Annotated in this window: 19 protein-coding genes; 16 read left to right on the top strand and 3 right to left on the bottom strand. The window is 37.8% G+C overall.

What is annotated here, in order from left to right; translation table 11 throughout:
* The first annotated feature begins 7 nt into the window (after positions 1–7).
* The 5 genes from ispE (at position 8) to HMPREF9333_RS05740 (ending at position 4,349) form a co-directional block, all read left to right on the top strand.
* The gene (gene ispE, locus HMPREF9333_RS05760) at positions 8–1,036 is read left to right on the top strand and encodes a 4-(cytidine 5'-diphospho)-2-C-methyl-D-erythritol kinase (RefSeq protein WP_005540537.1); all 1,029 of its coding nucleotides are present in this window, start codon (positions 8–10) and stop codon (positions 1,034–1,036) included.
* Positions 1,029–1,703 (top strand): GntR family transcriptional regulator, encoded by a 675-nt coding sequence (locus HMPREF9333_RS05755; RefSeq protein WP_005540536.1) that lies wholly within the window; start codon positions 1,029–1,031, stop codon positions 1,701–1,703. The genes ispE and HMPREF9333_RS05755 overlap by 8 nt, the downstream gene beginning before the upstream one ends.
* Positions 1,704–1,800: 97 nt before the next feature.
* On the top strand, positions 1,801–2,940 hold the full coding sequence (locus HMPREF9333_RS05750) for a D-alanine--D-alanine ligase family protein (RefSeq protein ID WP_040882332.1): 1,140 nt from the start codon (positions 1,801–1,803) through the stop codon (positions 2,938–2,940).
* Positions 2,930–3,862 (top strand): glutamate racemase, encoded by a 933-nt coding sequence (gene murI / locus HMPREF9333_RS05745; protein ID WP_005540533.1) that lies wholly within the window; start codon positions 2,930–2,932, stop codon positions 3,860–3,862. The genes HMPREF9333_RS05750 and murI overlap by 11 nt, the downstream gene beginning before the upstream one ends.
* Positions 3,863–3,911: 49 nt before the next feature.
* Positions 3,912–4,349 carry a DUF1934 domain-containing protein gene (locus HMPREF9333_RS05740; protein WP_005540531.1) on the top strand — a complete coding sequence of 146 codons (438 nt, stop codon included), beginning with the start codon at positions 3,912–3,914 and terminating at the stop codon, positions 4,347–4,349.
* 59 nt (positions 4,350–4,408) lie between these two features.
* Here the strand turns inward: HMPREF9333_RS05740 and HMPREF9333_RS05735 are convergent, their stop codons facing one another.
* On the bottom strand, positions 4,409–4,891 hold the full coding sequence (locus HMPREF9333_RS05735; protein WP_005540530.1) for a hypothetical protein: 483 nt from the start codon (positions 4,889–4,891) through the stop codon (positions 4,409–4,411).
* 216 nt (positions 4,892–5,107) lie between these two features.
* Here HMPREF9333_RS05735 and rpoB point away from each other — a divergent pair, with 216 nt between their 5' ends.
* From rpoB to HMPREF9333_RS05685, 10 genes are all read left to right on the top strand, one after another.
* On the top strand, positions 5,108–8,995 hold the full coding sequence (rpoB, locus tag HMPREF9333_RS05730; RefSeq protein WP_005540528.1) for a DNA-directed RNA polymerase subunit beta: 3,888 nt from the start codon (positions 5,108–5,110) through the stop codon (positions 8,993–8,995).
* Between the two features lie 45 nt (positions 8,996–9,040).
* Entirely contained in the window at positions 9,041–12,754 is a 3,714-nt protein-coding gene (rpoC, locus tag HMPREF9333_RS05725) for a DNA-directed RNA polymerase subunit beta' (RefSeq protein ID WP_005540526.1), read from the top strand.
* 96 nt (positions 12,755–12,850) lie between these two features.
* The gene (locus HMPREF9333_RS05720) at positions 12,851–13,420 is read left to right on the top strand and encodes a hypothetical protein (protein ID WP_005540525.1); all 570 of its coding nucleotides are present in this window, start codon (positions 12,851–12,853) and stop codon (positions 13,418–13,420) included.
* 240 nt (positions 13,421–13,660) lie between these two features.
* A complete protein-coding gene (rpsL, locus tag HMPREF9333_RS05715; protein WP_005540523.1) occupies positions 13,661–14,080 on the top strand; it encodes a 30S ribosomal protein S12 in 420 nt (139 codons plus the stop codon).
* A 264-nt stretch (positions 14,081–14,344) separates the two neighbouring features.
* Positions 14,345–14,815 carry a 30S ribosomal protein S7 gene (rpsG, locus tag HMPREF9333_RS05710; protein WP_005540521.1) on the top strand — a complete coding sequence of 157 codons (471 nt, stop codon included), beginning with the start codon at positions 14,345–14,347 and terminating at the stop codon, positions 14,813–14,815.
* Between the two features lie 20 nt (positions 14,816–14,835).
* The gene (gene fusA, locus HMPREF9333_RS05705) at positions 14,836–16,959 is read left to right on the top strand and encodes an elongation factor G (RefSeq protein WP_040882331.1); all 2,124 of its coding nucleotides are present in this window, start codon (positions 14,836–14,838) and stop codon (positions 16,957–16,959) included.
* Between the two features lie 141 nt (positions 16,960–17,100).
* Entirely contained in the window at positions 17,101–18,300 is a 1,200-nt protein-coding gene (tuf, locus tag HMPREF9333_RS05700) for an elongation factor Tu (protein ID WP_005540518.1), read from the top strand.
* Between the two features lie 456 nt (positions 18,301–18,756).
* On the top strand, positions 18,757–19,317 hold the full coding sequence (efp, locus tag HMPREF9333_RS05695) for an elongation factor P (protein ID WP_005540517.1): 561 nt from the start codon (positions 18,757–18,759) through the stop codon (positions 19,315–19,317).
* A 128-nt stretch (positions 19,318–19,445) separates the two neighbouring features.
* A complete protein-coding gene (gene argS, locus HMPREF9333_RS05690) occupies positions 19,446–21,323 on the top strand; it encodes an arginine--tRNA ligase (RefSeq protein ID WP_005540516.1) in 1,878 nt (625 codons plus the stop codon).
* A gap of 25 nt (positions 21,324–21,348) precedes the next feature.
* Positions 21,349–21,870 carry a hypothetical protein gene (locus tag HMPREF9333_RS05685; RefSeq protein ID WP_005540515.1) on the top strand — a complete coding sequence of 174 codons (522 nt, stop codon included), beginning with the start codon at positions 21,349–21,351 and terminating at the stop codon, positions 21,868–21,870.
* 261 nt (positions 21,871–22,131) lie between these two features.
* Here the strand turns inward: HMPREF9333_RS05685 and HMPREF9333_RS05680 are convergent, their stop codons facing one another.
* Both HMPREF9333_RS05680 and HMPREF9333_RS12215 read right to left on the bottom strand, forming a co-directional pair.
* Positions 22,132–23,838 (bottom strand): DUF5722 domain-containing protein, encoded by a 1,707-nt coding sequence (locus HMPREF9333_RS05680; RefSeq protein ID WP_005540514.1) that lies wholly within the window; start codon positions 23,836–23,838, stop codon positions 22,132–22,134.
* Positions 23,839–24,228: 390 nt separating this feature from the next.
* Complete coding sequence (locus HMPREF9333_RS12215; RefSeq protein WP_005540513.1) at positions 24,229–25,413, bottom strand: hypothetical protein; 1,185 nt, start codon at positions 25,411–25,413, stop codon at positions 24,229–24,231.
* Positions 25,414–25,814: 401 nt separating this feature from the next.
* Between HMPREF9333_RS12215 and HMPREF9333_RS05670 the strand changes: the two genes are divergently transcribed.
* A complete protein-coding gene (locus HMPREF9333_RS05670) occupies positions 25,815–26,282 on the top strand; it encodes a Fur family transcriptional regulator (protein WP_005540512.1) in 468 nt (155 codons plus the stop codon).
* Positions 26,283–26,348: the final 66 nt, after the last annotated feature.

Genomic DNA, 26,348 nt, shown 5'->3' with positions numbered 1-26,348 from the left:
ATATAAAATGAATGAGATAAGCCTTAAGGCATATGCAAAGATAAATATAGGACTTGACATATCTGCCAGGCGTGATGACGGATATCATGAGCTTAGCACAATTATGCAGTCGGTTGATCTGGCTGATTATATAACTGTGAGAAAGCTTAAAAAAAGCAGCGTCTGCACTGAGGGATATGTTGGCGGAAATAATGTCCGTGTTTCGGATTCGCAGTCAGGTATAGAGACTTCCGGGAATATATATATAGTTTCGGATGATGAGGGCATACCTAAAGACTGCAAAAATATAGCCTATAAGGCGGCAAGGCTTATGCTGGATGAAGCTAAAAGATCCCAAAAAGGTACATGTTTTAATGATGACTTAAGTGCTATTGATATAGAGATAGAAATCAAAAAAAATATTCCGGTACAGGCAGGCATGGGAGGCGGCAGTGCTGATGCCGCCGCTGTGCTTGCAGGAATGAGAGAACTTTTTAAAATTCAGATTGATGATATAAAACTTCAGAAATATGCACTTAGTCTGGGTGCGGATGTTCCATACTGTCTTACAGGAGGTACTGTTTTATGCAGCGGTATAGGTGAGGTTATTACAAAGCTGCCCGATTTGGTTGGATGTGGCTTTGTTATTATTAAACCATTTAAAGGTATGAGTACAGGTGAGATATTTAATGAATTTGACAAAAGTGAGGCTAACGGTTTAAAAACTGTTTTAAGACCTGATATATATAAGCTTAAAGCTGCAGTTATACAACATGATTTAGATGCTGTTTCAAAGCAGGCTGTAAATGTTCTTGAAAGTATTGTGGCAAAAAGGCTTCCTGAGATAAAAACTATAAAAAAAGCATTATATGATGAGGGTGCTATGGCTGCTTCAATGACAGGCAGCGGTTCTGCGGTATATGGCATATTTAAAGATATGGACACTGCCGTATCGTCTGCCGGCAGGCTTAAAAAAACATTTTTTTTAAATACGGATGTCAGAATTATTTCTGCAGGAAATATAAATAAAGGATGGGAGGTGTACCGACATGGATGATGATTTAAAACTCGAAATAAGCGATGAGCCGCTTAGAGATGTAGTATTTCGTGCATTAAGACAGGCTATACTAAAGGGCAGTCTTAAGCCTGGTGAAAGACTTATGGAGATACAGCTTGCAAAAAAACTTGGTGTAAGCAGAACTCCTATAAGGGAAGCGATGAGGATGCTTGAGCTTGAGGGGCTTGTAAAAATGGTTCCAAGAAAAGGGGCTGAGGTTGCAGGAATAACCGAAAAGAATTTAAGGGATGTTCTTGAGGTTAGAAGAGCACTTGAAGAACTTGCTATTGAACTTGCATGTACAAGAATGAATGATAATGATAAGAAAGAGCTGGTACATTTAAATAAGGTTTTTAAAGAAGCTGTAAAAAATCATGATGCCATTCAGATTGCTAAAGCTGATGAGGCCTTTCATGAGTTTATATATGCCGGTACATGCAATAAAAAGCTTATTCAGCTTATAGAACATCTGAGGGAACAGATGTACAGATACAGGGTTGAATATATAAAAGATTCGGGCAGCAGAACTCTACTTATAACTGAACATGAAGATATTGCAAATGCTCTGATTGCAGGAAATATCCCGCTTGCAAAGAAGGTTATAAGAGAACATATATATAATCAGGAATTATCTATTGTCAGAAACCTTATTGCTGAAGTAAAATAGTATATCGATGTCGGAAACTCGGACACTGAATTTAAATAATGTATAATATCAGAAATCGGTTTCTGAATTAAAATAATATACTGAATGGAGATTTTTTGTGGAAAAGAAAAAGGTAGCGGTGATTTTCGGTGGACAGTCATCAGAACATGTAGTTTCATGCATGTCGGCGATAAATGTTATAGAAAATATAGACCGCAGTATGTATGATGTGATTTTAGTAGGCATAACCGAAAAGGGGAACTGGCTTAAGGTTGATACGCTTGACAGTATAAAGTGTGGCAGTTGGACAAATTCAAAAATTCAGGCACTGCTTCTGCCTGATGCACAGGATAGAAGTATATTGATAAATGATAAGGATAGTTATGATAAAATTAAGATAGATGTTGTTTTTCCGGTGCTGCACGGACTGTACGGCGAGGACGGGACTATACAGGGATTATGTGAATTGGCAGGTATACCCTATGTAGGAAGCGGCGTGCTTGCCTCAGCGGTTTCCATGGATAAGGTTTATACCAAGATAATAGTTGAAAGACTTGGTATAAAACAGGCGGCATATGAGGTGGTTTTAAGAGAAGAATTTGAAAGCTGCACTGATGATGTGTACAGCAGTGATGATTATAAAAATACAAATAAAACTATACCTGAGGACAGGAGTTGGGAAGATATAGTTAAAAGAGTCGAGTCGAGATTTGGATATCCTATGTTTGTAAAACCATCAAATGCGGGCTCGAGTCGTGGAATAACAAAGGCAACCGATGCCGAAAGTCTGAAAAATGCCGTTAAAACAGCACTTAAACATGACAGAAAAGTATTGATTGAGGAAGCTGTAAACGGCAGAGAGATAGAGTGTGCGGTACTTGGAAGCGGTGCAGGTGTTAAAGCAAGCGGAGTAGGCGAGATACTTGCAGGTGCTGATTTTTACGATTTTGATGCGAAGTATTACAGCACACAGTCAAAAACAGTCATAAACCCTAAACTGCCAAATGACGCTGAACATATAATACCTGAATATGCGAAAAAAATTTTTAATGCGGTTGACGGATTTGGACTTGCAAGAGTGGATTTTTTTGTAAAGCCGGACGGAGAGGCGGTTTTTAATGAGATTAATACCATGCCCGGATTTACCGCTATAAGCATGTATCCTATGCTTTGGGAGGCGGCAGGGCTTAACAAAAAGGAACTTATTAAAAATCTTATAGAACTTTCATTTAAAAGGGACAGTATCTATGGCTTTTAAATATAAGAGTATCGAAGAAAATGATACTTCCGATCCTAAAAAAGGTGAAGACAAACCGCAGGTAAAAAGCCTGGCAAATTGGCAAAATAAAGCCGGCAGTCTTGATACTGAGAGCAGGAGGGATTCACCGATAGGGGTATTTGATTCAGGTGTTGGCGGGCTTACTGTTGCAAGAGAAATAATAAGGCAGATGCCGTATGAAAAGCTGGTATATTTCGGAGATACTGCGAGAGTACCTTACGGAAGTAAATCAAAGGATACTATAATACGTTATTCAAGACAGATTTATAGATTCCTCATGACTAAAAAGGTAAAGGCAATAGTTATAGCATGCAATACCGCAAGTGCCTATGCACTTGAAACACTCTCGCTTGAAAGCAGCGTGCCTATAATAGGTGTGATACATTCAGGTGCAAGAGCTGCCGTTGAAGCCACACAAAACGGCAGGATAGGCATTATAGGTACAAGCGGAACCGTTGACAGCAGGATATATCCTAAGACGATTAAAGCTTTAAAGCCGGATGTTGAAGTGATACAAAAGGCATGTCCGCTTCTGGTGCCGCTGGTTGAAGAAGGGCTTACTCATGATAGTGTTACTGATGAGATAATAAGCAGGTATGTAAATGAGATAAAGCAAAAATATATAGATACACTTGTTATGGGTTGTACGCATTACCCGCTTTTAAGATCTGCAATAAGACGGATTATGGGAGATGAAGTAACTCTTGTAAATCCTGCATATGAAACTGCCATTGAATTAAGAGAACTGCTAAGAAGCGAAAAACTTTTATGTGATGGACAAAATGAAGGCGGACACAGTTTTTATGTAAGCGATCTTGCTGAGAGGTTCAGAGATTTTGCATCTTCAATACTTCCTAAAGAAGTGGAGGAAAGTATAAAAATACAGATAGAGGAATATTAGAACTTAATTATTTTATTAATAATATTTATTAGTGAAGCGAAACTTTATAATGAAGCAAAAGGTTTTATTAAATATAAAAAGTACACATATAGTTAAAGGTATGGCTGCTGAAGATATGGAATATAACGTTTCCGGTTTTTATGAGTTTGAGGACGGCATGCATAAAATTAATTATGAAGAAATTGCTGATGATAAAAGCAGCCTGATAAAAAATACCTTTACGTTTAATGATAAAAGTGCAAGTCTTATAAGACGGGGATTTGTGGACTCAAGTATGGATTTTAGACCCGGAGAGGATATGAATCCTGCATTGTATAAGACTGTTTACGGAGATATAGATATGGGAGTAAGGACTTATGCGGTAGATATTTGCAGGAATAATGACAGAATAACGGCAGATATTCATTACTCGCTTTATACAGGGGAGATGCTTTTGTCGGAATGTAAACTTGTGATAAGCATATATAATGCGACATTTGAAATATAGGATAAAAATAAAAATCTCGGATGTATTTTAGCTCCGGGATTTTTATAATCTTGATAGTACTATTTTGTTTTTTGTTTTTGTTCCTGTACACGGGTCTGCATCTTTTCTGCAAATTTTGCAAAGAACCCTTTTTTTGTTTCATTCTTTACCGGAATACCGCCCCGTACACTTTTGATTTCGCTTATATAGATACCGCTTATAACTACCTTTACTTCAGATTTTAAAGGAAGCAGGCCAAATACTTTTTCATCAGCCATAAGTGTCATGATTTTGGAACCGATTTTTGCTTTAACCACAGGGACTTTAGTCCATCTGAGATAGGCAGGAGTTTGTTCATAAACTATTCTGGGGAGCCCTGACTCCTTGATTTTCAAACGCTTTTTATCTATAACGAGCATTGAAACCACTTGTTTTGATGCTTCTATGGCAGCCTGTTGCTCACTCTGTTTTTTCTCAAGCCGGCTTCCTATAAAATAAAGTATGCCAAGCAGTACTACAACAATAACAAGGATTATACCGATCACAGTGATGATTGTATTCAATTTATATTTCCTCCGGATATATTAAATAACGTATAAAACGCACTGGAATTATATCAAAAAAAAAACAAAAATCAAGGAAATTTGTATTGACACATTTTGTAGAAAGTGATACTATCAGGGGTGCACTATCGTGGGGGAGTAGCCTTTTGAGATATCAAGCTGCTTCTCTAAAGTATGGAAGCAGTCAATTCATATATTAACAGAGGTGAAACATCTATGGAAAAAAGCAAGATGCATCCCGTGCAATCCGGGAAAAGCGTAAGGATGAGCTTCTCCATGCAGAAAGAAGTTCTTGAAATGCCGGCATTGATAGAGATCCAAAAAGATTCTTATCAGTGGTTTCTAAAAGAAGGTCTTAAAGAAGTTTTTAAAGATATATTCCCGATTGAAGATTTTGCCGGGAATTTTACACTGGATTTCTCAAACTATAAGCTGTTCACAGATGAGATAAAATACACCATAGCAGAATGTAAGGACAGAGATTCCACATACTCCGCACCTATGAAAGCAAATCTTACCTTAAGGCGGAAAAGTGATGATACTATAATCAGTCAGGAAACCTATATGGGAGATTTCCCCCTTATGACAGAAACAGGATCGTTTATAATAAACGGTGCCGAGAGAGTTATTGTAAGCCAGCTGGTGCGTTCACCCGGTATCTATTATACCATAGAGCATGATAAACTTGGTAAAAAGTGCTTCTTTGCACAGGTGATTCCCAACCGTGGTGCATGGCTTGAATATGAAACGGATTCAAATGATGTATTTTATGTACGTGTTGATAGAACCAGAAAAGTGCCTATTACAGTGCTTTTAAGAGCAATGGGTATTGGAAAAAATGAAGAGATACTTGATCTGTTTGGTGATGAACCTAAACTTATAGCAAGTCTTGCAAAGGATTCATCGGAAAACTATGAAGGAGGTCTTTTGGAGCTTTATAAAAAGATAAGACCGGGAGAACCGCTTTCAGTGGATAATGCACAGAGTCTGCTTAATTCTATGTTTTTTGATCCCAGACGTTATGATTTGGCAAAAGTAGGACGTTATAAATTCAATAAGAAACTCAATTTTAAATATCGTATAGCAGGTCATGTACTTGCTGAAGATGTAATTAACTTTGAAACGGGTGAGATTATTGCCGAAGCGGGAGAAAGCCTTACAAAGGAAAAAGCTCTTGAGATACAGAATTCGGCAGTGCCATATGTATATATTGAAGGAAATGACAGAAATGTAAAAGTTCTTTCAAATCTTATGGTTGATATTAAAAAATTTGTAGATATAGAAAATCCTCAGGAACTTGGAGTTACAGAGGCTGTATACTATCCGCTGCTTAAACAGATCATTGAAGAATCGGAAAGCACGGAGGCACTTAAAGAGGCTATAAAGAAAAATATAGGCGAACTTATACCTAAGCATATTACAAAAGAAGATATATTTGCTTCGATAAATTACAATATGCATATAGAAGAAGGTATAGGTAATAATGATGATATAGATCACCTTGGAAACAGACGTATAAGGGCTGTGGGCGAGCTTTTGCAGAACCAGTTCAGAATAGGTCTTTCAAGGATGGAGAGGGTTGTAAGAGAGAGGATGTCAACATATGACGGAACGGATTTGAATATACAGAGTTTTATAAATATAAAACCTGTTACAGCCGCCATAAAAGAATTTTTCGGAAGTTCACAGCTTTCACAGTTTATGGATCAGAACAACCCGCTTTCAGAGCTTACACATAAAAGAAGGCTTTCAGCACTTGGACCGGGTGGACTTTCAAGGGACAGGGCAGGATTTGAAGTGCGTGATGTGCATTATACACATTATGGCAGAATGTGCCCTATTGAAACTCCGGAAGGTCCGAATATAGGTCTTATAAATTCGCTTGCAAGTTTTGCAAAAGTCAATTCTTACGGGTTTGTAGAAGCACCTTATAGAGTGGTTGATAAAACTACAGATCCTGCAAATCCTGTGGTTACTGATGAAGTAGTTTATATAACTGCCGATGAGGAGGATAATTTTGTAGTTGCACAGGCAAATGAGCCGCTTGATGAGGAAGGGCATTTTAAAAACAGCAATGTTTCAGGAAGATTTAGAGATGAAATATCTGAGTTCCAAAAGTCAAGGATAGATCTTATGGACGTTTCTCCCAAAATGGTCTTTTCAGTTGCTACCAGTATGATACCTTTCCTTGAAAATGATGATGCAAACCGTGCACTTATGGGTTCAAATATGCAGCGTCAGGCTGTTCCGCTTATGATTACCGAAGAACCTGTAGTAGGTACGGGTATGGAGGAAAAAGCGGCAGTTGATTCAGGTGTATGTGTACTTGCAAAACATGCAGGCAAGGTACTTTTAAGCAGTGCTGATTCTATTGTGATAAAAAGAGATGAGGACGGACAGAAAGATGTGTATCGCCTTACTAAATTTTTAAGGAGCAATCAGTCAAATTCTTACAATCAAAAACCGATAGTTTATAAAGGAGATCATGTTGAGAAGGGCGAGATTATAGCTGACGGACCCTCAACACATAATGGTGAGATAGCACTTGGTAAAAACCCTCTTATAGGTTTTATGACCTGGGAGGGCTATAATTATGAAGATGCGGTTTTATTAAGTGAAAAGCTGGTACAGGATGATGTATATACTTCAATACATATAGAAGAGTATGAATGTGTTGCAAGAGATACAAAGCTCGGTCCTGAGGAAATTACAAAAGATGTTCCGGGAGTGGGTGATGAAGCTCTTAAGGATCTTGATGAAAGCGGAATTATAAGAGTTGGTGCGGATGTGCGTGCCGGTGATATCCTTGTAGGAAAGGTAATGCCTAAGGGAGAGACTGAGCTTACTGCCGAAGAAAGACTGCTGCGTGCAATATTCGGTGAAAAGGCACGGGAAGTAAAAGACACATCACTTAAAGTTCCGCACGGTTCATACGGTGTGGTTGTTGATGCTAAGATATTTAAAAGAAAAGACAATCCTGATCTTCCGCCGGGTGTAAACCAGAGTGTGCGTATATATATAGCACAAAAAAGGAAAATATCCGTAGGGGACAAGATGGCAGGTCGTCATGGAAATAAAGGTGTTGTTTCAAGAGTACTTCCGGTAGAGGATATGCCATTTCTTCCAAACGGCAGACCGCTTGATATAGTGCTGAATCCGCTTGGAGTTCCTTCACGTATGAATATAGGGCAGGTTCTTGAGATACACCTGTCGCTTGCGGCAAAGGCACTTGGTTTTAATATAGCAACACCCGTATTTGACGGTGCAAATGAAAATGACATAATGGATATGCTTGAGATGGCAAATGACTATGTAAATGAAGAATATGAATTTTTTGAAGAAAAATATAAAGACATAGTTGACAGCCGTGTTATGGATTATCTTAAAAATAACCTTGAACATAGGAAGCTTTGGAAAGGGGTTCCTATTTCAAGAGACGGAAAGGTATGGCTTAGAGACGGAAGAACCGGAGAATATTTTGACAGCCCGGTTACTATAGGTCATATGCACTACCTTAAGCTGCATCACCTGGTTGATGACAAGATACATGCAAGGTCTACAGGTCCGTATTCGCTTGTTACGCAGCAGCCGCTTGGAGGTAAAGCACAGTTCGGCGGTCAGCGTTTCGGTGAGATGGAAGTATGGGCACTTGAGGCATATGGAGCTTCATATACACTTCAGGAAATACTTACAGTTAAGTCTGATGATGTTATAGGACGTGTTAAGACCTATGAAGCCATTATAAAAGGTGAAAACATACCCGAATCGGGCATCCCCGAATCATTTAAGGTTCTGCTTAAAGAGCTTCAGTCATTAGGCCTTGATATAAGAGTATTAAATGAAGACGGAACTGAAGTTGAGCTTAAGGAAAACCTAAGTTACGGTGATTTAAGCATTAATTCCATTATAGAAGGAGACAGGAAATACCATAATGACGAGGAACTGTCAAAAGGCGGCTTTTCCACAAAGGAATTTAATGGGGAGGAGCTTGTAGATGTAGAAGAGACTTCCGGTGATGATTCTGATGATGATTTTGAAAAAGAGGATACAGATTATGAAGATGAACCGGATGTATCTGATGATACGGATGATGACAGCTACTAAAAGATTCACAGATGATATGTCGTATTTTAAGGAAGGAGTAAATTCATGCCTGATAATAATGAAATCTATCAGCCAATAGCATTTGACAATATTCAGATAGGTCTTGCCTCACCTGAAAAAATCAGGGAATGGTCTCATGGCGAGGTGAAAAAACCTGAAACTATAAATTACAGAACACTCAAACCTGAAAGAGACGGACTTTTCTGTGAAAAGATTTTCGGACCGAGCAAGGACTGGGAATGTACATGTGGAAAATACAAGAAAATACGTCATAAAGGTGTTATATGCGACCGCTGCGGAGTTGAGGTTACAAAGTCAAGTGTAAGACGTGAGCGTATGGGGCATATAGAGCTTGCTGCACCGGTATCACATATATGGTATTTTAAAGGTATACCGTCTCGTATGGGATTGATTCTGGACATGTCGCCTAGAGTTCTTGAAAAAGTATTGTATTTTGCTTCATATGTAGTCCTTGATCCTGTCAAAACCGAACTTAGTTATAAACAGGTACTTTCTGAAAAAGAGTACAGGGAGGCAATAGAACTTTACGGTTTCGGAAATTTTAGGGCAGGAATGGGTGCCGAGTCGGTGCTTGAGCTTCTCCAGAACATAGATCTTGAGAGGGAATCAAGAGAATTAAAAGAACAGCTTGTAGAAGCTTCAGGTCAAAAAAGGGCAAAGATAATAAAAAGGCTTGAGGTGATAGAGGCATTTAGAAATTCGGGAAATAAACCTGAATGGATGGTTCTTAATGTTATACCTGTTATTCCTCCTGATATAAGACCTATGGTGCAGCTTGAAGGCGGCAGATTTGCAACAAGTGATTTAAATGATCTTTACAGAAGGATAATAAATAGAAACAATCGTCTTGCAAAACTGCTTGAGCTGGGTGCTCCGGATATCATAATAAGAAACGAAAAAAGGATGCTTCAGGAAGCTGTTGATGCACTTATAGACAATGGCAGGAGGGGCAGACCGGTAACAGGACCCGGAAACCGTGCATTAAAATCGCTTTCGGATATGCTTAAAGGAAAACAGGGGCGTTTCAGACAGAATCTTCTTGGAAAACGTGTTGATTATTCAGGTCGTTCCGTTATAGTTGTAGGTCCTGAATTAAAGATTTATCAATGCGGACTTCCTAAGGAGATGGCAATTGAGCTGTTTAAGCCTTTTGTTATGAAAGAGCTTGTAACTCAGGGTATTGCAAGCAATATAAAAGCATCAAAAAAGATGGTTGAGAGGATGCAGACTTCAGTATGGGATGTGCTTGAGAAGGTTATAAAGGAACATCCTGTTATGCTTAACAGGGCGCCTACACTGCACAGACTGGGCATACAGGCTTTTGAACCTGTACTTGTGGAGGGTAAGGCTATAAAGCTTCATCCTTTAGTATGTACGGCTTTTAATGCGGATTTTGACGGAGACCAGATGGCTGTCCATCTTCCGCTTTCAGTTGAAGCACAGGCGGAATGCAGATTTCTTCTGCTTTCACCAAACAATCTCCTTAAGCCGTCAGATGGAGGTCCGGTAGCGGTTCCGTCGCAGGATATGGTATTGGGGATTTACTACCTGACACAGATGCGTCCAGGTGCAAAAGGTGAAGATAAATACTTTAAGAGTATAAATGAAGCAATACTTGCGTATGAAAATAAAGTTATTACACTTCATTCAAGAATACATGTAAAGGTAAGCAGGCTGTTTCCTGACGGAAGAAAAAAGAGCCGGGTAATAACATCTACAGTAGGGAGACTTTTGTTTAATGAGATAATACCTCAGGATCTCGGCTTTGTTGACAGGAGTATAGAGGGCAATGAACTGCTTCCTGAGATAGATTTTCTTGTAAATAAGAAAAAATGTAAGCAGATCCTTGAAAAAGTTATAAATATACACGGCCTTTCAAAAACCGCAACGGTACTTGATGACATAAAGGCGATAGGATATAAGTATTCAACTACTGCATCTATGACCGTTTCCATATCGGATATGACAGTTCCTGAAAGTAAAAAAGTGCTTATAAAAGAAGCTGAGCATACTGTTGAGGAGATTGCAAAAAATTATAGAAGAGGTTTGCTTACCGATACAGGACGCTATGAGGAAGTTATAAAAGTATGGAAGCAGACTGATGAACGGCTTACAAAGGATCTTCTTGAAGGACTTGATGCCTATAATAATATATTTATGATGGCTGATTCAGGTGCAAGAGGTTCTGATAAACAGATAAAACAGCTTGCAGGCATGAGAGGACTTATGTCTGATACAACAGGTCATACTATAGAGCTTCCTATAAAATCAAACTTCCGTGAAGGACTTGATGTTCTTGAATATTTTATATCAGCACATGGCGCAAGAAAGGGTCTTTCAGATACTGCACTGCGTACGGCAGATTCAGGATATCTTACAAGAAGACTGGTTGATGTATCTCAAGATCTTATAATACGTGAAGTTGACTGTTGTGAAGGCAAAGAAATTCCTTTTATGGAAATAAAGGCGTTCAGTGAAAAAAGCAATATGATAAAAAGCAGTGAAGTTATAGAAAGCCTTGAGGAGAGGATTACAGGACGCTACATAGCAGAAACTATAATAAATCCTGACACGGGTGAGGAAGTAATAAGAGAAAATCAGATGTGCACCCCTAAGAGGGCAGCTGCGGTTATGGATGTACTTAAAAGGGAGAATCGTGATTATGTAAAGATAAGAACGGTGCTTTCATGTAAATGCCATAACGGTGTATGTGCACGCTGTTACGGTGCAAATATGGCAACAGGACAGGCGGTGCAGGTAGGAGAAGCTGTAGGAATTATAGCGGCACAGTCTATAGGAGAACCGGGAACACAGCTTACTATGCGTACTTTCCATACAGGCGGTGTTGCGGGTGGCGATATAACTCAGGGTCTTCCCCGTGTTGAGGAGCTTTTTGAGGCAAGAAAACCCAAAGGACTTGCAGTAATATCAGAGATTGCGGGAAGGGTTGAGATACCCGATATCAGGAAAAAGGGTGAAATTATAGTTACAAATGATACAACAGGCGAATCAAAGACCTATCTTATGTCTTACGGTGCAAGACTTAAGGTTGAAAATAATCAGGAGATAGAAGCGGGAGACGAGCTTACCGAGGGAAGCCTGAATCCGCATGATATACTTAGGATAAAGGGTGTACGTGCGGTACAGGACTATATGATAAGGGAAGTTCAGAAGGTTTACAGGCTCCAGGGTGTTGAGATCAATGACAAGCATATAGAGATAATTGTACGTCAGATGATTAAAAAAGTTAAGATTGAAGAAGGCGGCGATTCGGAATTTCTTCCGGGAGTATCTGTTGATGTACTTGAATATAATGACATTAATGAAAGACTTATATCACAGGGCAAAAGACCTGCTGAAGGCAGACAGGTAATGCTGGGTATTACAAAGGCATCACTTGCAACGGATTCATTTCTTTCCGCAGCTTCATTCCAGGAAACTACAAAGGTGCTTACTGAGGCGGCTATAAATGGTAAGATTGACCGCCTGTACGGCTTAAAGGAAAATGTAATTATAGGTAAACTTATACCTGCAGGAACGGGAATGAAGCGTTACAGAAACGTAAGGATTGATTCTGAGGTGCTTGAGATTGATGAGGAGAACTCGGAGATGTCAGGGCAGGGAGAAGACAGTACAGCGGATATAGCTGACGATGCGGCTTATAATACCGAAACAGGTATTGCAGCCGAAAGTGTTGAAAATATGGCAGAAAATGCAGTAAAAAATACTGATGATTAAAATGAAACATTACAGCCGGGTGGCACGGGAATGTCTATCATTCCCGTGCAGCCTTTGTCATATTAATTTTTATAATTAACCCTAAAGGAGTTTAAGATGCGTTTTTTAAATAGGCTTAGAATATTTGTAACAGTAATAATACTTATAGTTTTCGGTATTATTATGATTAAAAAAAATATAGAAGGTAATAAAATAGTAACCTATACTTTTTGGGATAAAACATTTACAGTGGATTCACCTGCCAGATATCGTGAAGTAAATGACAGTGAACTGCTTTATGATGACAGCAGTCTTGAGATTACAAATGATGAGGGAAGTACTCAGTTTGCTTTTAGCGTATATAAGCTTAATGATGAAGAAGGGGCACAGCAAGAGACTGCAAAGGATTTGAATGAGCTGATATATAAGGATTTTGAAGGAAGTAATCTGTATGCAATGAAGGATAGGAGCAGTAAAAAAATAGGCGATACTGATGTATACGGTTTTGAATCGGTAATGGTAAAAAATCCTCAGCAGAATATAGAAAATGATATATATATGTATATATATCATTTTGAAAAGGATGGCTATATTATAGGAGTACAGGCATTTTCAGCCGCAATCAGCGAATCTAAACTTGCTGGGGAAGCGGAAAAGCTTATAGGGACTGTAAAACTTGTTAAATAGGAACCTACAGGATAATAAGTTTTTAAAATCATCTGAAAAAGTTGTCGGGAGCATTAAGTAACTTGCCACTTGACACCTTTGTCTATGGAATATATAATAGCAGGGCGTGTGAAAACATGCTTTTTTCAGTGCAGTTCTGTTGTATTTTTAAGTTAAATGCGAAAGTAAATAACTTAGTTTAATTTAAACAGGATGTACGCAACCACAGAAATTACAATATTAAAGGAGGTATAAAAGGAAATGCCTACATTTAACCAGCTTGTAAAAAAAGGCAGACAGACATCTGTAAAAAAATCGACATCGCCGGCACTCCAGAAGGGATTTAATTCACTTCATAAGAAGGCGATAGATGTATCTGCACCTCAGAAAAGAGGAGTTTGTACAGCAGTTAAAACAGCTACACCTAAAAAACCCAACTCGGCACTCCGTAAGATTGCAAGGGTGCGTCTTTCAAATGGAATAGAAGTAACCGGATATATACCGGGCGAGGGACATAACCTTCAGGAGCACAGCGTTGTGCTTATCCGTGGAGGCAGGGTGAAGGATCTTCCGGGTACAAGGTATCATATAATCCGTGGTACACTTGATACGGCAGGTGTGGCAAATAGGAAACAAGCCCGTTCAAAATACGGTGCAAAGAAACCTAAAGATAAGAAATAGTCAGTTGCATATAGGTTTTAACGATACAAATAAAATAAAAAACAGCTTAAAATTTTAATAATCACAGTTTAGATAGGGATGTGCTGGATTGTATAAATCTGTTGGTTGCAGATAGCAGACATGAAAAGCACGACACATATAAATGAAGGGTATAAGTATATTATAATTAAATTGTAACTGCTATATTCTGAAACATATAAATATGAGTACCGGAGATCTAATCAAAAGCCGTTTACGGCGGAATTATTAAGGAGGGAAGAAAACGTGCCACGTAAAGGTAATAAGCAAAAAAGAGATGTTCTCGCAGACCCTTTGTACAATAATAAGGTTGTTACAAAGCTTATTAACAATATTATGTTAGACGGAAAAAAGGGTGTTGCGCAGAAAATAGTGTACGGAGCATTTAATAGAATAGCTGAAAAAACTGAAAAAGAACCTGTTGAGGTTTTTGAAGCAGCCATGAACAATATTATGCCCGTGCTCGAAGTAAAAGCAAAAAGAATTGGCGGAGCCACATATCAGGTTCCTATAGAAGTCAAGCCTGAAAGAAGACAGGCACTTGCACTCAGATGGCTTACTATGTTTTCACGCAAAAGAGGTGAAAAGACACAGGAAGAAAGACTTGCCAATGAACTTATGGATGCTGCCAACAATACAGGGGCGGCAGTCAAGAGAAAAGAAGACATGCATAAGATGGCAGAAGCTAACAAGGCGTTTGCTCATTATAGATTCTAGTCTTATAAGGAGGAATAAATTTGTCAGGAAGAGAATATCCTTTAGAGAGGACCAGAAATATAGGTATAATGGCACATATAGATGCAGGTAAAACTACACTTACAGAGCGTATCCTGTATTATACCGGTGTCAATTATAAGATTGGTGATACTCATGAAGGAACTGCGACAATGGACTGGATGGAGCAGGAACAAGAGAGAGGTATTACAATCACTTCCGCTGCCACAACATGCCATTGGACAATACAGGAAAATAACAAAAATAAGCCGGGTGAGCTTGATAACAGAATTAATATTATAGATACGCCGGGACACGTTGACTTCACTGTTGAGGTTGAAAGATCTCTTAGGGTTCTTGACGGTGCAGTCGGAGTATTCTGTGCAAAGGGCGGTGTGGAACCGCAGTCGGAAAATGTATGGAGACAGGCGGATACATATAATGTACCACGTATGGCATTTGTAAATAAGATGGATATACTCGGTGCCAACTTCTACGGTGCAGTTGAGCAGATACGCAAGCGTCTCGGAAAAAATGCCATAATACTTACTATTCCGATAGGAAAAGAAGATGAATTTAAAGGCATCATAGATCTCTTTGAGATGAAGGCATATTTTTATCATGATGACAAGGGAGAAAAGATTAGTATAGAGGATATCCCTGAGGATTATAAAGAGGATGCTCAGCTTTACCGTTCCGAGTTGATTGAAAAAATATGTGAGCTTGATGATGATCTTATGATGGAATATCTTGAAGGCAGAGAGCCCGGCATTGATGAGCTTAAAAAGGTGCTTAGGAAAGCTACCTGTGAATGTACGGCGGTTCCGGTATGCTGCGGTTCGGCTTACAGAAACAAGGGAGTACAGAAACTTTTAAATGCTATAATCGAGTTTATGCCATCACCGGTTGACATACCTGCTATAAAGGGTGTTGATCTTGATGGAAATGAGGTTGAGAGACATTCTTCAGATGAAGAGCCTTTTTCAGCACTTGCATTTAAGATAATGACCGATCCTTATGTAGGAAAGCTTGCGTTTTTCAGAGTATACTCAGGAACTATCAATTCAGGCTCATATGTACTGAATGCTACAAAGAGCAAAAAAGAGCGTATAGGTCGTGTATTGCAGATGCATGCAAATAAGAGACAGGAGCTTGATAAGGTATATTCAGGCGATATAGCGGCTGCAGTCGGGTTTAAGCTTACAACTACAGGAGATACATTATGTGATGAACAGCACCCTGTAATTCTTGAATCTATGGAATTCCCGGAGCCGGTTATAGATATAGCCATAGAACCTAAGACAAAGGTTGGTCAGACCAAGATGATAGAGGCACTTCAGAAGCTTGCTGAAGAAGATCCCACTTTCAGGGCAAAGACCAACACTGAAACCGGACAGACAATTATATCCGGTATGGGTGAGCTTCACCTTGAGATAATAGTAGACAGGCTTTTAAGAGAATTTAATGTTGAAGCCAATGTAGGTGCACCGCAGGTTGCATATAAGGAGACCTTTACAAAATCAGTTGAGGTTGACAGCAAGTATGCAAAGCAGTCAGGCGGACGTGGACAGTACGGACATTGTAAGGTCAGGTTTGAACCTATGGATCCGAATGGAGAGGAGACATTTAAGTTTGAATCTTCAGTAGTTGGAGGTTCAATACCTAAAGAATACATACCACCTGTTGGAGAAGGTATAGAAGAAGCTGCAAAAGCGGGTATACTTGGAGGTTTTCCGGTACTCGGAATCTATGCAAATGTATATGACGGTTCATACCATGAGGTTGACTCTTCAGAGATGGCTTTCCATATAGCAGGCTCACTTGCATTTAAAGATGCTATGGCAAAAGCAGGTCCTGTACTTCTTGAGCCTATAATGAAGGTTGAGGTAACAATGCCTGAAGATTACATGGGAGATGTAATCGGAGATATAAATGCAAGAAGAGGACGTATAGAGGGCATGGAAGATATAGCTGCAGGAAAGCAGATAAATGCCTATGTACCGCTTGCAGAGATGTTCGGGTATGCTACAGACTTACGTTCAAAGACACAGGGAAGAGGAAATTACTCTATGTTCTTTGAGAAATACGAACAGGTTCCCAAGTCAGTTCAGGAAAAAATTGTTTCTGAAAGAAAAGGAAATAAATAAACAAAAGCAAATTATATAACATGATACGGGTTTAAATACCTGTAAATTTGCTTGATAAAATATTGTATATAATATATAATACAATGCAGTGAAAATACAATAAAATAATATAATGCAAATGCATTTCAAGGAGGAATTAAAATGGCAAAAGCAAAATTTGACAGATCAAAGCCGCATGCTAACATAGGTACCATCGGACATGTTGACCACGGCAAGACAACACTTACAGCAGCAATTACAAAAGTACTTGCAACAAAGCTCCCTTCAGATACAAATAAAATTGTTGATTTTGAAAATATTGATAAGGCTCCGGAAGAAAGAGAGCGTGGAATTACTATTTCAACCGCACATGTTGAGTATGAAACAAAGAAAAGGCATTATGCACATGTTGACTGTCCCGGACATGCCGACTATGTAAAGAATATGATCACCGGTGCAGCACAGATGGACGGGGCGATCCTCGTGGTTGCCGCTACTGACGGTGTTATGGCACAGACACAGGAGCATATCCTTCTTGCACGTCAGGTAGGTGTTCCCTATATCGTGGTATTTATGAATAAATGTGATATGGTTGATGATCCAGAGCTTCTTGAACTTGTTGACATGGAAATCAGAGAGCGTCTTAATGAGTATGAATTCCCCGGAGATGATACACCTATAATACAGGGTTCTGCACTTAAAGCACTTGAAGATCCGAACAGTGAGTGGGGAGATAAGATAATGGAGCTTATGGATGCAGTTGATGAGTATATACCGGATCCTGAGCGTGATACCGAAAAGCCTTTCCTTATGCCTGTTGAGGATGTATTTACAATTACAGGACGTGGTACTGTAGCTACCGGTCGTGTTGAGAGAGGTACACTTAAACTTAATGATGAGGTTGAAATTCTCGGTATACATGAAGATGTTAAGAAAACAGTTGTTACCGGTATAGAGATGTTCAGGAAGCTTCTTGACCAGGCTCAGGCAGGTGATAATATAGGTGCACTTCTTCGTGGTGTACAGAGAACTGAGATTGAGCGTGGACAGGTTCTTGCAAAGCCGGGCACAGTAAAATGCCATAAGAAGTTTACCGCACAGGTATACGTTCTTACAAAGGAAGAGGGTGGACGTCATACTCCTTTCTTTAATAACTATCGTCCGCAGTTTTATTTCAGAACAACCGATATCACAGGTGTATGTGAACTTCCTGCAGGTACTGAGATGTGCATGCCGGGAGATAATGTTGAGATGACTATCGAACTTATCCATCCTATCGCATGTGAGCAGGGACTTCGCTTTGCTATCCGTGAGGGTGGACGTACAGTAGGTTCAGGAAGAGTTATTAAGATTATAGAATAATCTGCTTACAGGGTTTTGATGATATTATTTTCAGAAGAAGACCTATGTATTAGAGCTGTTCTATTTAATTTAATAAATTTAATTAATTATAGTATATTAAAAACCGCAGGTCTGCTTAATTGTATGCAGGTCTGCGGTTTTTTGAAACTGCATTAAAAATGATTAAAAGATCTTATTTGATTAATTTTAGATTTTTATTTAATAACAATGAGGATAATACAAAAAAATATTATTTTTAGCTATATTTATATCTGAACTTATATTAAGCTGTGTGTACGCAAATGATGCAGAGTCATTTGAAGAATGATTACTTGAAGAAAAATATTCCGCTTAAAAAGGAGCAGTTGACTAAAGACATCTTATACTTAATAAAATGATTTAAGTAAAAACCACTTGAAAAGAGTGCATTTTTAGTTTAAAATAGGTAAGCAATGCGATTTTTAGGAGGAAAAAAATATGATTTCAGCAGGTGATTTTAGAAACGGCATAACATTGGAGATTGAGCCGGGACAGGTGTACCAGATAATTGAATTCCAGCATGTTAAGCCGGGAAAAGGTGCTGCCTTCGTTCGTACAAAGATTAAAAATGTAAAGACGGGAAGTGTTGTGGAGCGTACTTTCCGCCCAACTGAAAAATTTCCACAAGCAAGAATAGATAGGGCTGAAATGCAGTATCTGTACTCAGACGGAGATATGTTTAACTTTATGAATACCGAGACTTATGACCAGATAGCATTAAATGCGGATAAAGTCGGTGATGCGCTTAAGTTTGTAAAGGAGAATGATATGGTAAAGATATGCTCATTTAACGGAGATGTCTTTTCAGTTGAAGCTCCTCTTTTCGTAGAACTTGAGATAACAGAGACTGAACCCGGATTTGCAGGAAATACAGCTCAAGGTGCTACTAAACCGGCAACTGTGGAAACAGGTGCAGTAGTATATGTGCCGCTATTTGTAAATATAGGCGATAAAATTAAGATAGACACCCGTACAGGTGAGTATCTTTCAAGAGTCTAAAATAGAGATTTACAATTTATATAAAAAACCGAAAATTTAAATGCTTTTTAAATTTACTACCGGAATGCATAAAGCAGTCTATACCTGTTAGATGTATTCCGGTGTTTGCATATATTTTAGGAGATAAAATGAAAAAAATTTTAGAAATATTGAGTGATGAAGTAAGCAGGGCTTTTAAGGAGTGCTCGTATGAAGGCGGTTATGGTACCGTTTTAGTTTCAAACCGTCCCGATTTATGTCAGTTCCAGTGCAATTCGGCACTTTCCGCCGCAAAACAGTATAAAAAAAATCCGATGGAAATAGCAGGTGATGTTGCTGCAATATTAAATAAAAATTCCGCATTTGAAAATGTAAATATCTGTGCACCCGGATTTATAAATATAGATATAAATCCGGAGCTTTTAAATTCATATTTAAAGGAGATGGCACAAAATGAAAGGTTTGGTGCGGCTGCCGATAATCCGCCTAAAAAGATAATTGTGGATTATGGCGGTGCAAATGCGGCAAAACCGTTACATGTAGGGCATCTGCGTTCTGCCGTTATAGGCGAAAGCTTTAAGCGAATGGGAAAATATTTCGGGAATGAAATGATAGGAGATATACATCTTGGAGACTGGGGGCTTCAGATGGGGCTTATAATAGAGGAACTTAGGGACAGACAGCCTCAGCTTGTATATTTTGATGAGAACTTTAAAGGCGAATTTCCTGATAAAGCACCATTTGATATAGACGAGCTTGAGGAGATATATCCGTCTGCTTCACAAAAAGCAAAAGAAAATCCCGTATTTAAAGAAAGGGCTATGAAATCTACCGTAAAGCTCCAAAACGGAGACAGGAATTATATGGCTTTATGGAAACATATAATGAGGGTTTCAAAAGAGGACCTTGTAAAAAATTACAGAAATTTAAATGTGGATTTTGAACTTTGGAAAGGAGAGTCGGATGCACAGCCTTATATAGAAGATATGTGTACCGATCTTGAAAAAAGAGGCATAGCTTATATGTCCGAGGGTGCACTTGTAGTTGATATAAGACAGGAAGGTGATACAAAGGAGCTGCCTCCCTGTATTATAAAAAAATCTGACGGAGGTGCCCTTTATACCACCTCCGATCTTGCCACATTGATTGAAAGAGAGGCACTTTATAATCCCGACAGATATATTTATGTAGCTGATAAAAGACAGGAGCTACATTATACACAGTTTTTTAGAGTGGCAAAAAAAGCCGGTATAGTAAAACCTGAACATGAACTTAATTTTATAGGTTTTGGAACTATGAACGGTGCAGACGGGAAACCTTTTAAGACAAGAACAGGTGGCGTTATGCGTCTTGAGCAGCTTATAGAAGAGACGGAAAATGCCGTTCGCAGTAAGATAATTGAAAGCAGAAAAGAATCGGATACTGATAATGAGAATTCAGATAAAGAAAATTTTAATAAGGAAAATTCTGATAAGGAAAATTCTGATAAGGAAAAATCTGCTCTAGGAAATTCTGATTTGATAAATTATAATATAGATGAGGATACTGTAAGGATGATAAGCCTTGCCGCATTAAAATATGCTGATCTTTCAAATCAGGCTTCAAAGGATTATATATTTGACACGGACAGATTTACTTCATTTAAAGGTAATACAGGTCCATATATACTCTATACGGTAGTAAGGATTAAGTCAATTTTATCAAAATATTATGAAAGCAGCGGGACAGAACTTACATATGAGGATTTTATGCCTGCAAAACTGGAGGTTCACAAAAAGCTTGAGCTTGAGCTTGTACAGTATAACTCGGTAGTTGAAAATGCATGGAAGGAGCTTGCACCGCATAGAATATGTCAGTTTATGTATGCAGTAGCAGATGCATTTAATACATTTTATCATGATGTAAAGATACTTTCTGAAAGCGATGAAAAGCTTAAAAGAAGTTATCTTGCAACAATAATGCTTACAAAGGACATTTTAAGTGAAGCGCTGCAACTTATTGCAGTAGAGGCTCCTGAGCGTATGTAATTAATTTAAAGGTAGGTTTTGAACAATGAAAATTTTTAAAATTTTTAAGGAAAAACTGCCTGTTTTTGCAAAAAAGGCAGTGCATATAGCAGTGTCTGCTATAAAAGGCTTTGCTGAAAGTATACATATATTATCAGGGAAAATTAAGGAATCTACATTTGAAAGAGTATCATGGAAAAATGAATATATATTATGGATATTGATTATTGCATATATTATATATTATTTTCCGTTTGTAGCGATAGTATTGCAAAGATTAGGGTTAAGAGGTATTAATGCAGACCATATAAAAATGTTGTGGATTGACAGTGTGTATAAAATGATAGACAGATATATGATAGTGCCGTATATTTCAGGTTTAGTGTCATTATTTATTTTAGTTTCAACAAGAAAGTTGCTTTTACGGGGCACATTTTTTATAATCTATTGTTTCAGTATTGGAGTCTCTTTAAGTGCAATATCAACTATGACGAGTTTATTTGACGGGTTGTTTTATTTTCCGCATATACTTTTAATAATTTTGCATGTATATCTTATTTATATGTAAGAGTATGTGAAAATTTGAGAACTTTAATTTATCAGGTAATTATTTTTATAAGAATTTTCAGGATAATAGAAAACTGCCGTCTTAATTATCGAAGCGTAATTCGATTAATTAAAACGTCAGTATAATAAAGATTGGAGTATGTGAAATTGAAACAAAACCTCCAGACCGGTGCAGTATACACTTCACCCGGTGTGGAGGTTTAATAATATAGTTTATAGATTTAAGATATTTTAAGTCAGCTGTGCAATTATAGTTAACTCATTATTTTTCAAGAGCCTTCCACCTGAAATTCGGAACGACATCAGACCATTTACTAATACCTATAATCTGTTTTGCAAATTCAGTATTTTCAAGTGTAGTTTCTTTTTTATCTATATTTTTAAATACCTGCCAGATTTTACGTCTTGAGGTAGCTTTTATATCATCACCGACATTCATATCACATCTCCAAAGACCGAACGAGAGGCTGTCTCTTACTTCCAGGGGTGCATCAACCTGTCTGCTTACTATATACGCATCTATATGAGGATTTGAATCAACAAGATAGTATGAATAAGCGTAAGCGGCTGCCTGAAGGTATTCAACATCTCCCCTTGTTTTACTTGTGGCAGTAAAGCCCTGTTCAGTAAGGATTATATGACGTACATGTCCGCTTGGTTCTTTTAAGGGCTCCTGACTTAAGTAGTCGGTCAGCACTGAAAGGTTTTTAAAATTAATTACAGGCGATTCAAAGTCGTTAGTATGCTGCGTGGGGTCATCATCCCAAAATTCAGGTTCTGTAAGCGGATTCGGATAAGGATGATACGCAACACCCCAGTTTATATTACCTTTTCTTTCTACAAATGAGTTGAAATAATCAACGATTTCCTTTCCGCCGTATTTGGTCTTGTTGTCCTTTTGTGAAGGTGTATTCCAGTAAAAGTCAAGTGAAAAATAAACTCTGTCGTTTGCACTTGTACTTTTAATTGCAGTATAGAATAATCTGAATGCCTTTTCGTATGTAGCGACATAACTTGCTATATCTCGCTCGCCTATATAATTCCAGTACTGGTTGTTTATTTCATTTCCTATTATCCAGTTTGATATCTTACCGTGGTCAGGATTGCTTCCGTCATATCTTTGTGCAAGGAAAGCTGCTATTGCCTTAGTCTTTTCAAACCCTTCCTTAGTTTCGGCATTAAACATATAATAAAGCGCTTTATCTGTTTTTTGAGTGCCTTTATGGAAAAGGTCAGGTTCTTTCGGATTATATCCGTTAAGTATAATTGCACTTACAGTCATACTTTTGCCTGAAAGGGCACTTATAGTTTTATCATAATTTTCTATGACCTCTTTATTGAAATGATAGGTTTTGCCCTCATATTCAAAATCAATGCCTTCGCCAAGTATCTGGTGGAAAGCTATATTGGTTGCAACATGCTTTACTCCGAGTTCAAAAGCATCTGCAAGCATATTTATTTCAATATTAAGTCCCTTTTTTGTAAGAGGATCGTTAAATGGTGCAGTATTTTTTGCAACTGCTTCAGGATTGGTTATATATCTGGGATCGCTGACTTCTATATATTTGCTGCCATCATATACCGTCATTACAAAGCTGCTGTAAAGCCTATCGGAATCGGTATTGTAATTAAGCGGAAATACCGCTTCAACTTTTCCGGGTTCAAAGGCTTTAATATAATCAGTTCTTGAAGCCACTCCGTTTTCATAGGCTTTTAGTTCAAACAGGTAATATTTACCGTCAGTTCCCTGCATATCTCCGGAATTTTCAGCTTTAATACTGATATTTTGTTTGTCGGAAGTTATAAGGGTTTCAGTAATTCTTGATTTTGCGGTAATCTCGACTTTTTGCTCCTGCTCCTGATTTGCAGGGGGGGTATTTTCTTCAGCATGAGCAGGTAGAGTAAAACACACCATACCCGCCATAAAAAGCATGGTAGAAATCTTTCTAAATAGTTTTAGTTTATTCATTTTATATCCTTTCAAAAAGTTAATGCACTTTATTATACCCCTTTATTATAAGTAAAACAATTAAAATTTTATAACGGTATTCTGACATTGAATATACATATAGTGTATAAATTACCCGGCAGTCTTTTAATATTAAGTGAATTAAGCGAAATGGTCTGATATTTATAAATTATAGTAAATCCGCTTTGATTTTACTAAATTTATGGAAGATAAATATATATATAAATATATATAAATTTGAAGTTTAAATTAATAAAGGACACCGTAATTTACATACTGTGTCCTTAAACCTTAAAGTAAAAATATAAATATATTTGCTGCAAAGTCGTATTTATACTGCTGTTATAATAAAATAACAAAAGTGATATAAGATGGAATCAGACAGGATATTTAAAAATCCTCTTCTTCAATTTGCGTACCGCTTGCCTGAGTTTCTTTAGCAGCACTGTTTAAGTCTTTATCTAAAAATATGTTTCGGTCAGAGCTGCGGATTGCACTGCCTGACATGCTGTTTTGTGCAGAATTATTATAAGGTACGGTTCTAAAACCGGATACAGCTGCATTGTTATCATCGTCCCCACGGGTAAATGAATTTCTGACTCTGAATTCCCAACCTCCTGATTTTGATTTAATATTTCTTGAATCTGAAGTACCTGAATTTGTATATGATACCTTATATAAATTAGTATAAGATGTTCCGGTGCTTTGGCTTGTAGTTGATGTCTGCTTTGTGTCAGTCTTTCCATCCTCCAATGTATTTTCAGATAAAACAACATCTTTTATACCGGATTGATTGCTTTCTGTATATTTATCAGCCCTATATATATCGGCTTTATATGTAAACTTATTATCTTCCGATACGGTATTATTATCTTCCGATACAGTGCCTTTATCTATCGATACGGTGTTATTATCTTCTGATACAGTGTCTTTATCTATTGGTACGGTGTTATTATCTTCCGACATGGCACTTTTGTATACAAAATCATCTTGTTGCGGATTATCTTCATAAATATGTAAAATATCGCCGCCATGTTTATAGGGCTCAGTTTCAACCTTTGTATAGATACTGCTTTCATATTCACTTTCATCTGTGTTTTTTTCTGCCTCCTCATTTTTAACTTTAACAGATTCGGCACTTTTAACAGATTCAGTTGCTGAATACTTTTTTTCAAAACGGCTGTCGGCTTTAACTCTATTTGAAACTGATTTTGCAGCATCATTTGCAAATGAAGAAGCTGAAGATGCATTTTCAAGTATTATATTGCCGACATCCTTAAGCATTTCTTTTGCCGCACCTGCCATACCTTTTGCGGCTTTTGCAGTATCTTTTGCAGCTATTACGAAATCATCCCTGTCTGAACTTAAAGCCACATAATTTCTGCTTGGAGTTTTTTTGGTACTGAATAAACAGTCCTCATTTTCTTTTTTGATATCTTCATCTTCAAACTCATGAAATTCGGATTCAAGTTCTTTGTGGTAGGAGTTGTACTGGAGTATGTATGAGACACCTGCGGCAACCGCTCCTGCAACTGCTGCCAGTAATACCAGACCACCTAATCTCCTTCTTGCCATATCGTCTAAACCTCCTGTATTAATTGTTAATTATTGTTTTTGATATAATTTTCTGCCTTTTATATATAGGACAGGTATGACTGAAAGATTCAATATTTTTAAATTTTACTTTTGTAAAACTTGTCTGACTATATCCTAATACATAAATGAAAAAAAATAAAGGGTTTTCAAGAGTTTTACAAAAAAATTTTATAAAAGTTCTTGACAACATAAAGTAAATTATGTAGAATTGCAAAAGACTTGCGTTTTCTGGAATTTTTCAGATATATTCAAGCCATAGTGTTCTGTGTGGCAGTATTGCAAATATACTCTATACGAAATCAGCAGAGGATTATATGTTGGGTATAAGACGGTGAAACTTGTATTTAAACATATTAATCAATCAGATATTACCGGCGCCGGTGATAAAATCTTTATGCGAAGTGGAAAGTGAGGAAACTGTGCAGAGAGGATACCGTACAAAAGCGAAAGATGAGATAATGTCATACATTCTGTCAAATAAGCATAGGAGAGTTTCAGCCTCTGAAATTTATGAGCATATTAAAAACAGTGGAAAACATACAAATTTGACTACTGTTTACAGAAATCTTGACAAGCTTACTGAGGCAGGTGTTATACTTAAAATCAAAAACTCAAGTGATGATTACAGCGTTTATCAGCTTTTAGATCCTGACGGTGGGTGCGATGAGCATTTGCATATTCAATGCAGAGGCTGCGGGCATGTGTACCACCTTGAGGGAGAGGCTATGGATAAGATAAATGCCTGTCTTTTAGAGGAATGCGGATATTCAATTATATGCAGTGATTCATTTCTTTTGGGATATTGCAGCAGCTGCAGAAAGGATAAGGATTTACCGGAAAAACACTGATTAAGAGTTTTCCTTACATAAATCACAGGAATTCTTAGCTTTTTTTATGTGATTTTGGGACATCTA

The sequence above is a fragment of the Johnsonella ignava ATCC 51276 genome (assembly GCF_000235445.1).
GTDB lineage: Bacteria > Bacillota > Clostridia > Lachnospirales > Lachnospiraceae > Johnsonella > Johnsonella ignava.
This window is presented reverse-complemented; position numbering and strand designations above follow the sequence as displayed.

Excerpts from the sequence above, each read along its gene's own strand:
- ispE (WP_005540537.1), top strand. The coding sequence starts at position 8 with ATGAATGAGATAAGCCTTAAGGCATATGCAAAGATAAATATAGGACTT.
- rpoC (WP_005540526.1), top strand. The coding sequence starts at position 9,041 with ATGCCTGATAATAATGAAATCTATCAGCCAATAGCATTTGACAATATT.
- HMPREF9333_RS05755 (WP_005540536.1), top strand. The coding sequence starts at position 1,029 with ATGGATGATGATTTAAAACTCGAAATAAGCGATGAGCCGCTTAGAGAT.
- HMPREF9333_RS05680 (WP_005540514.1), bottom strand. The coding sequence starts at position 23,838 with ATGAATAAACTAAAACTATTTAGAAAGATTTCTACCATGCTTTTTATG.
- argS (WP_005540516.1), top strand. The coding sequence starts at position 19,446 with ATGAAAAAAATTTTAGAAATATTGAGTGATGAAGTAAGCAGGGCTTTT.
- efp (WP_005540517.1), top strand. The coding sequence starts at position 18,757 with ATGATTTCAGCAGGTGATTTTAGAAACGGCATAACATTGGAGATTGAG.
- rpoB (WP_005540528.1), top strand. The coding sequence starts at position 5,108 with ATGGAAAAAAGCAAGATGCATCCCGTGCAATCCGGGAAAAGCGTAAGG.
- murI (WP_005540533.1), top strand. The coding sequence starts at position 2,930 with ATGGCTTTTAAATATAAGAGTATCGAAGAAAATGATACTTCCGATCCT.
- HMPREF9333_RS05685 (WP_005540515.1), top strand. The coding sequence starts at position 21,349 with ATGAAAATTTTTAAAATTTTTAAGGAAAAACTGCCTGTTTTTGCAAAA.
- tuf (WP_005540518.1), top strand. The coding sequence starts at position 17,101 with ATGGCAAAAGCAAAATTTGACAGATCAAAGCCGCATGCTAACATAGGT.
- rpsL (WP_005540523.1), top strand. The coding sequence starts at position 13,661 with ATGCCTACATTTAACCAGCTTGTAAAAAAAGGCAGACAGACATCTGTA.
- HMPREF9333_RS12215 (WP_005540513.1), bottom strand. The coding sequence starts at position 25,413 with ATGGCAAGAAGGAGATTAGGTGGTCTGGTATTACTGGCAGCAGTTGCA.
- HMPREF9333_RS05720 (WP_005540525.1), top strand. The coding sequence starts at position 12,851 with ATGCGTTTTTTAAATAGGCTTAGAATATTTGTAACAGTAATAATACTT.
- HMPREF9333_RS05740 (WP_005540531.1), top strand. The coding sequence starts at position 3,912 with ATGAAGCAAAAGGTTTTATTAAATATAAAAAGTACACATATAGTTAAA.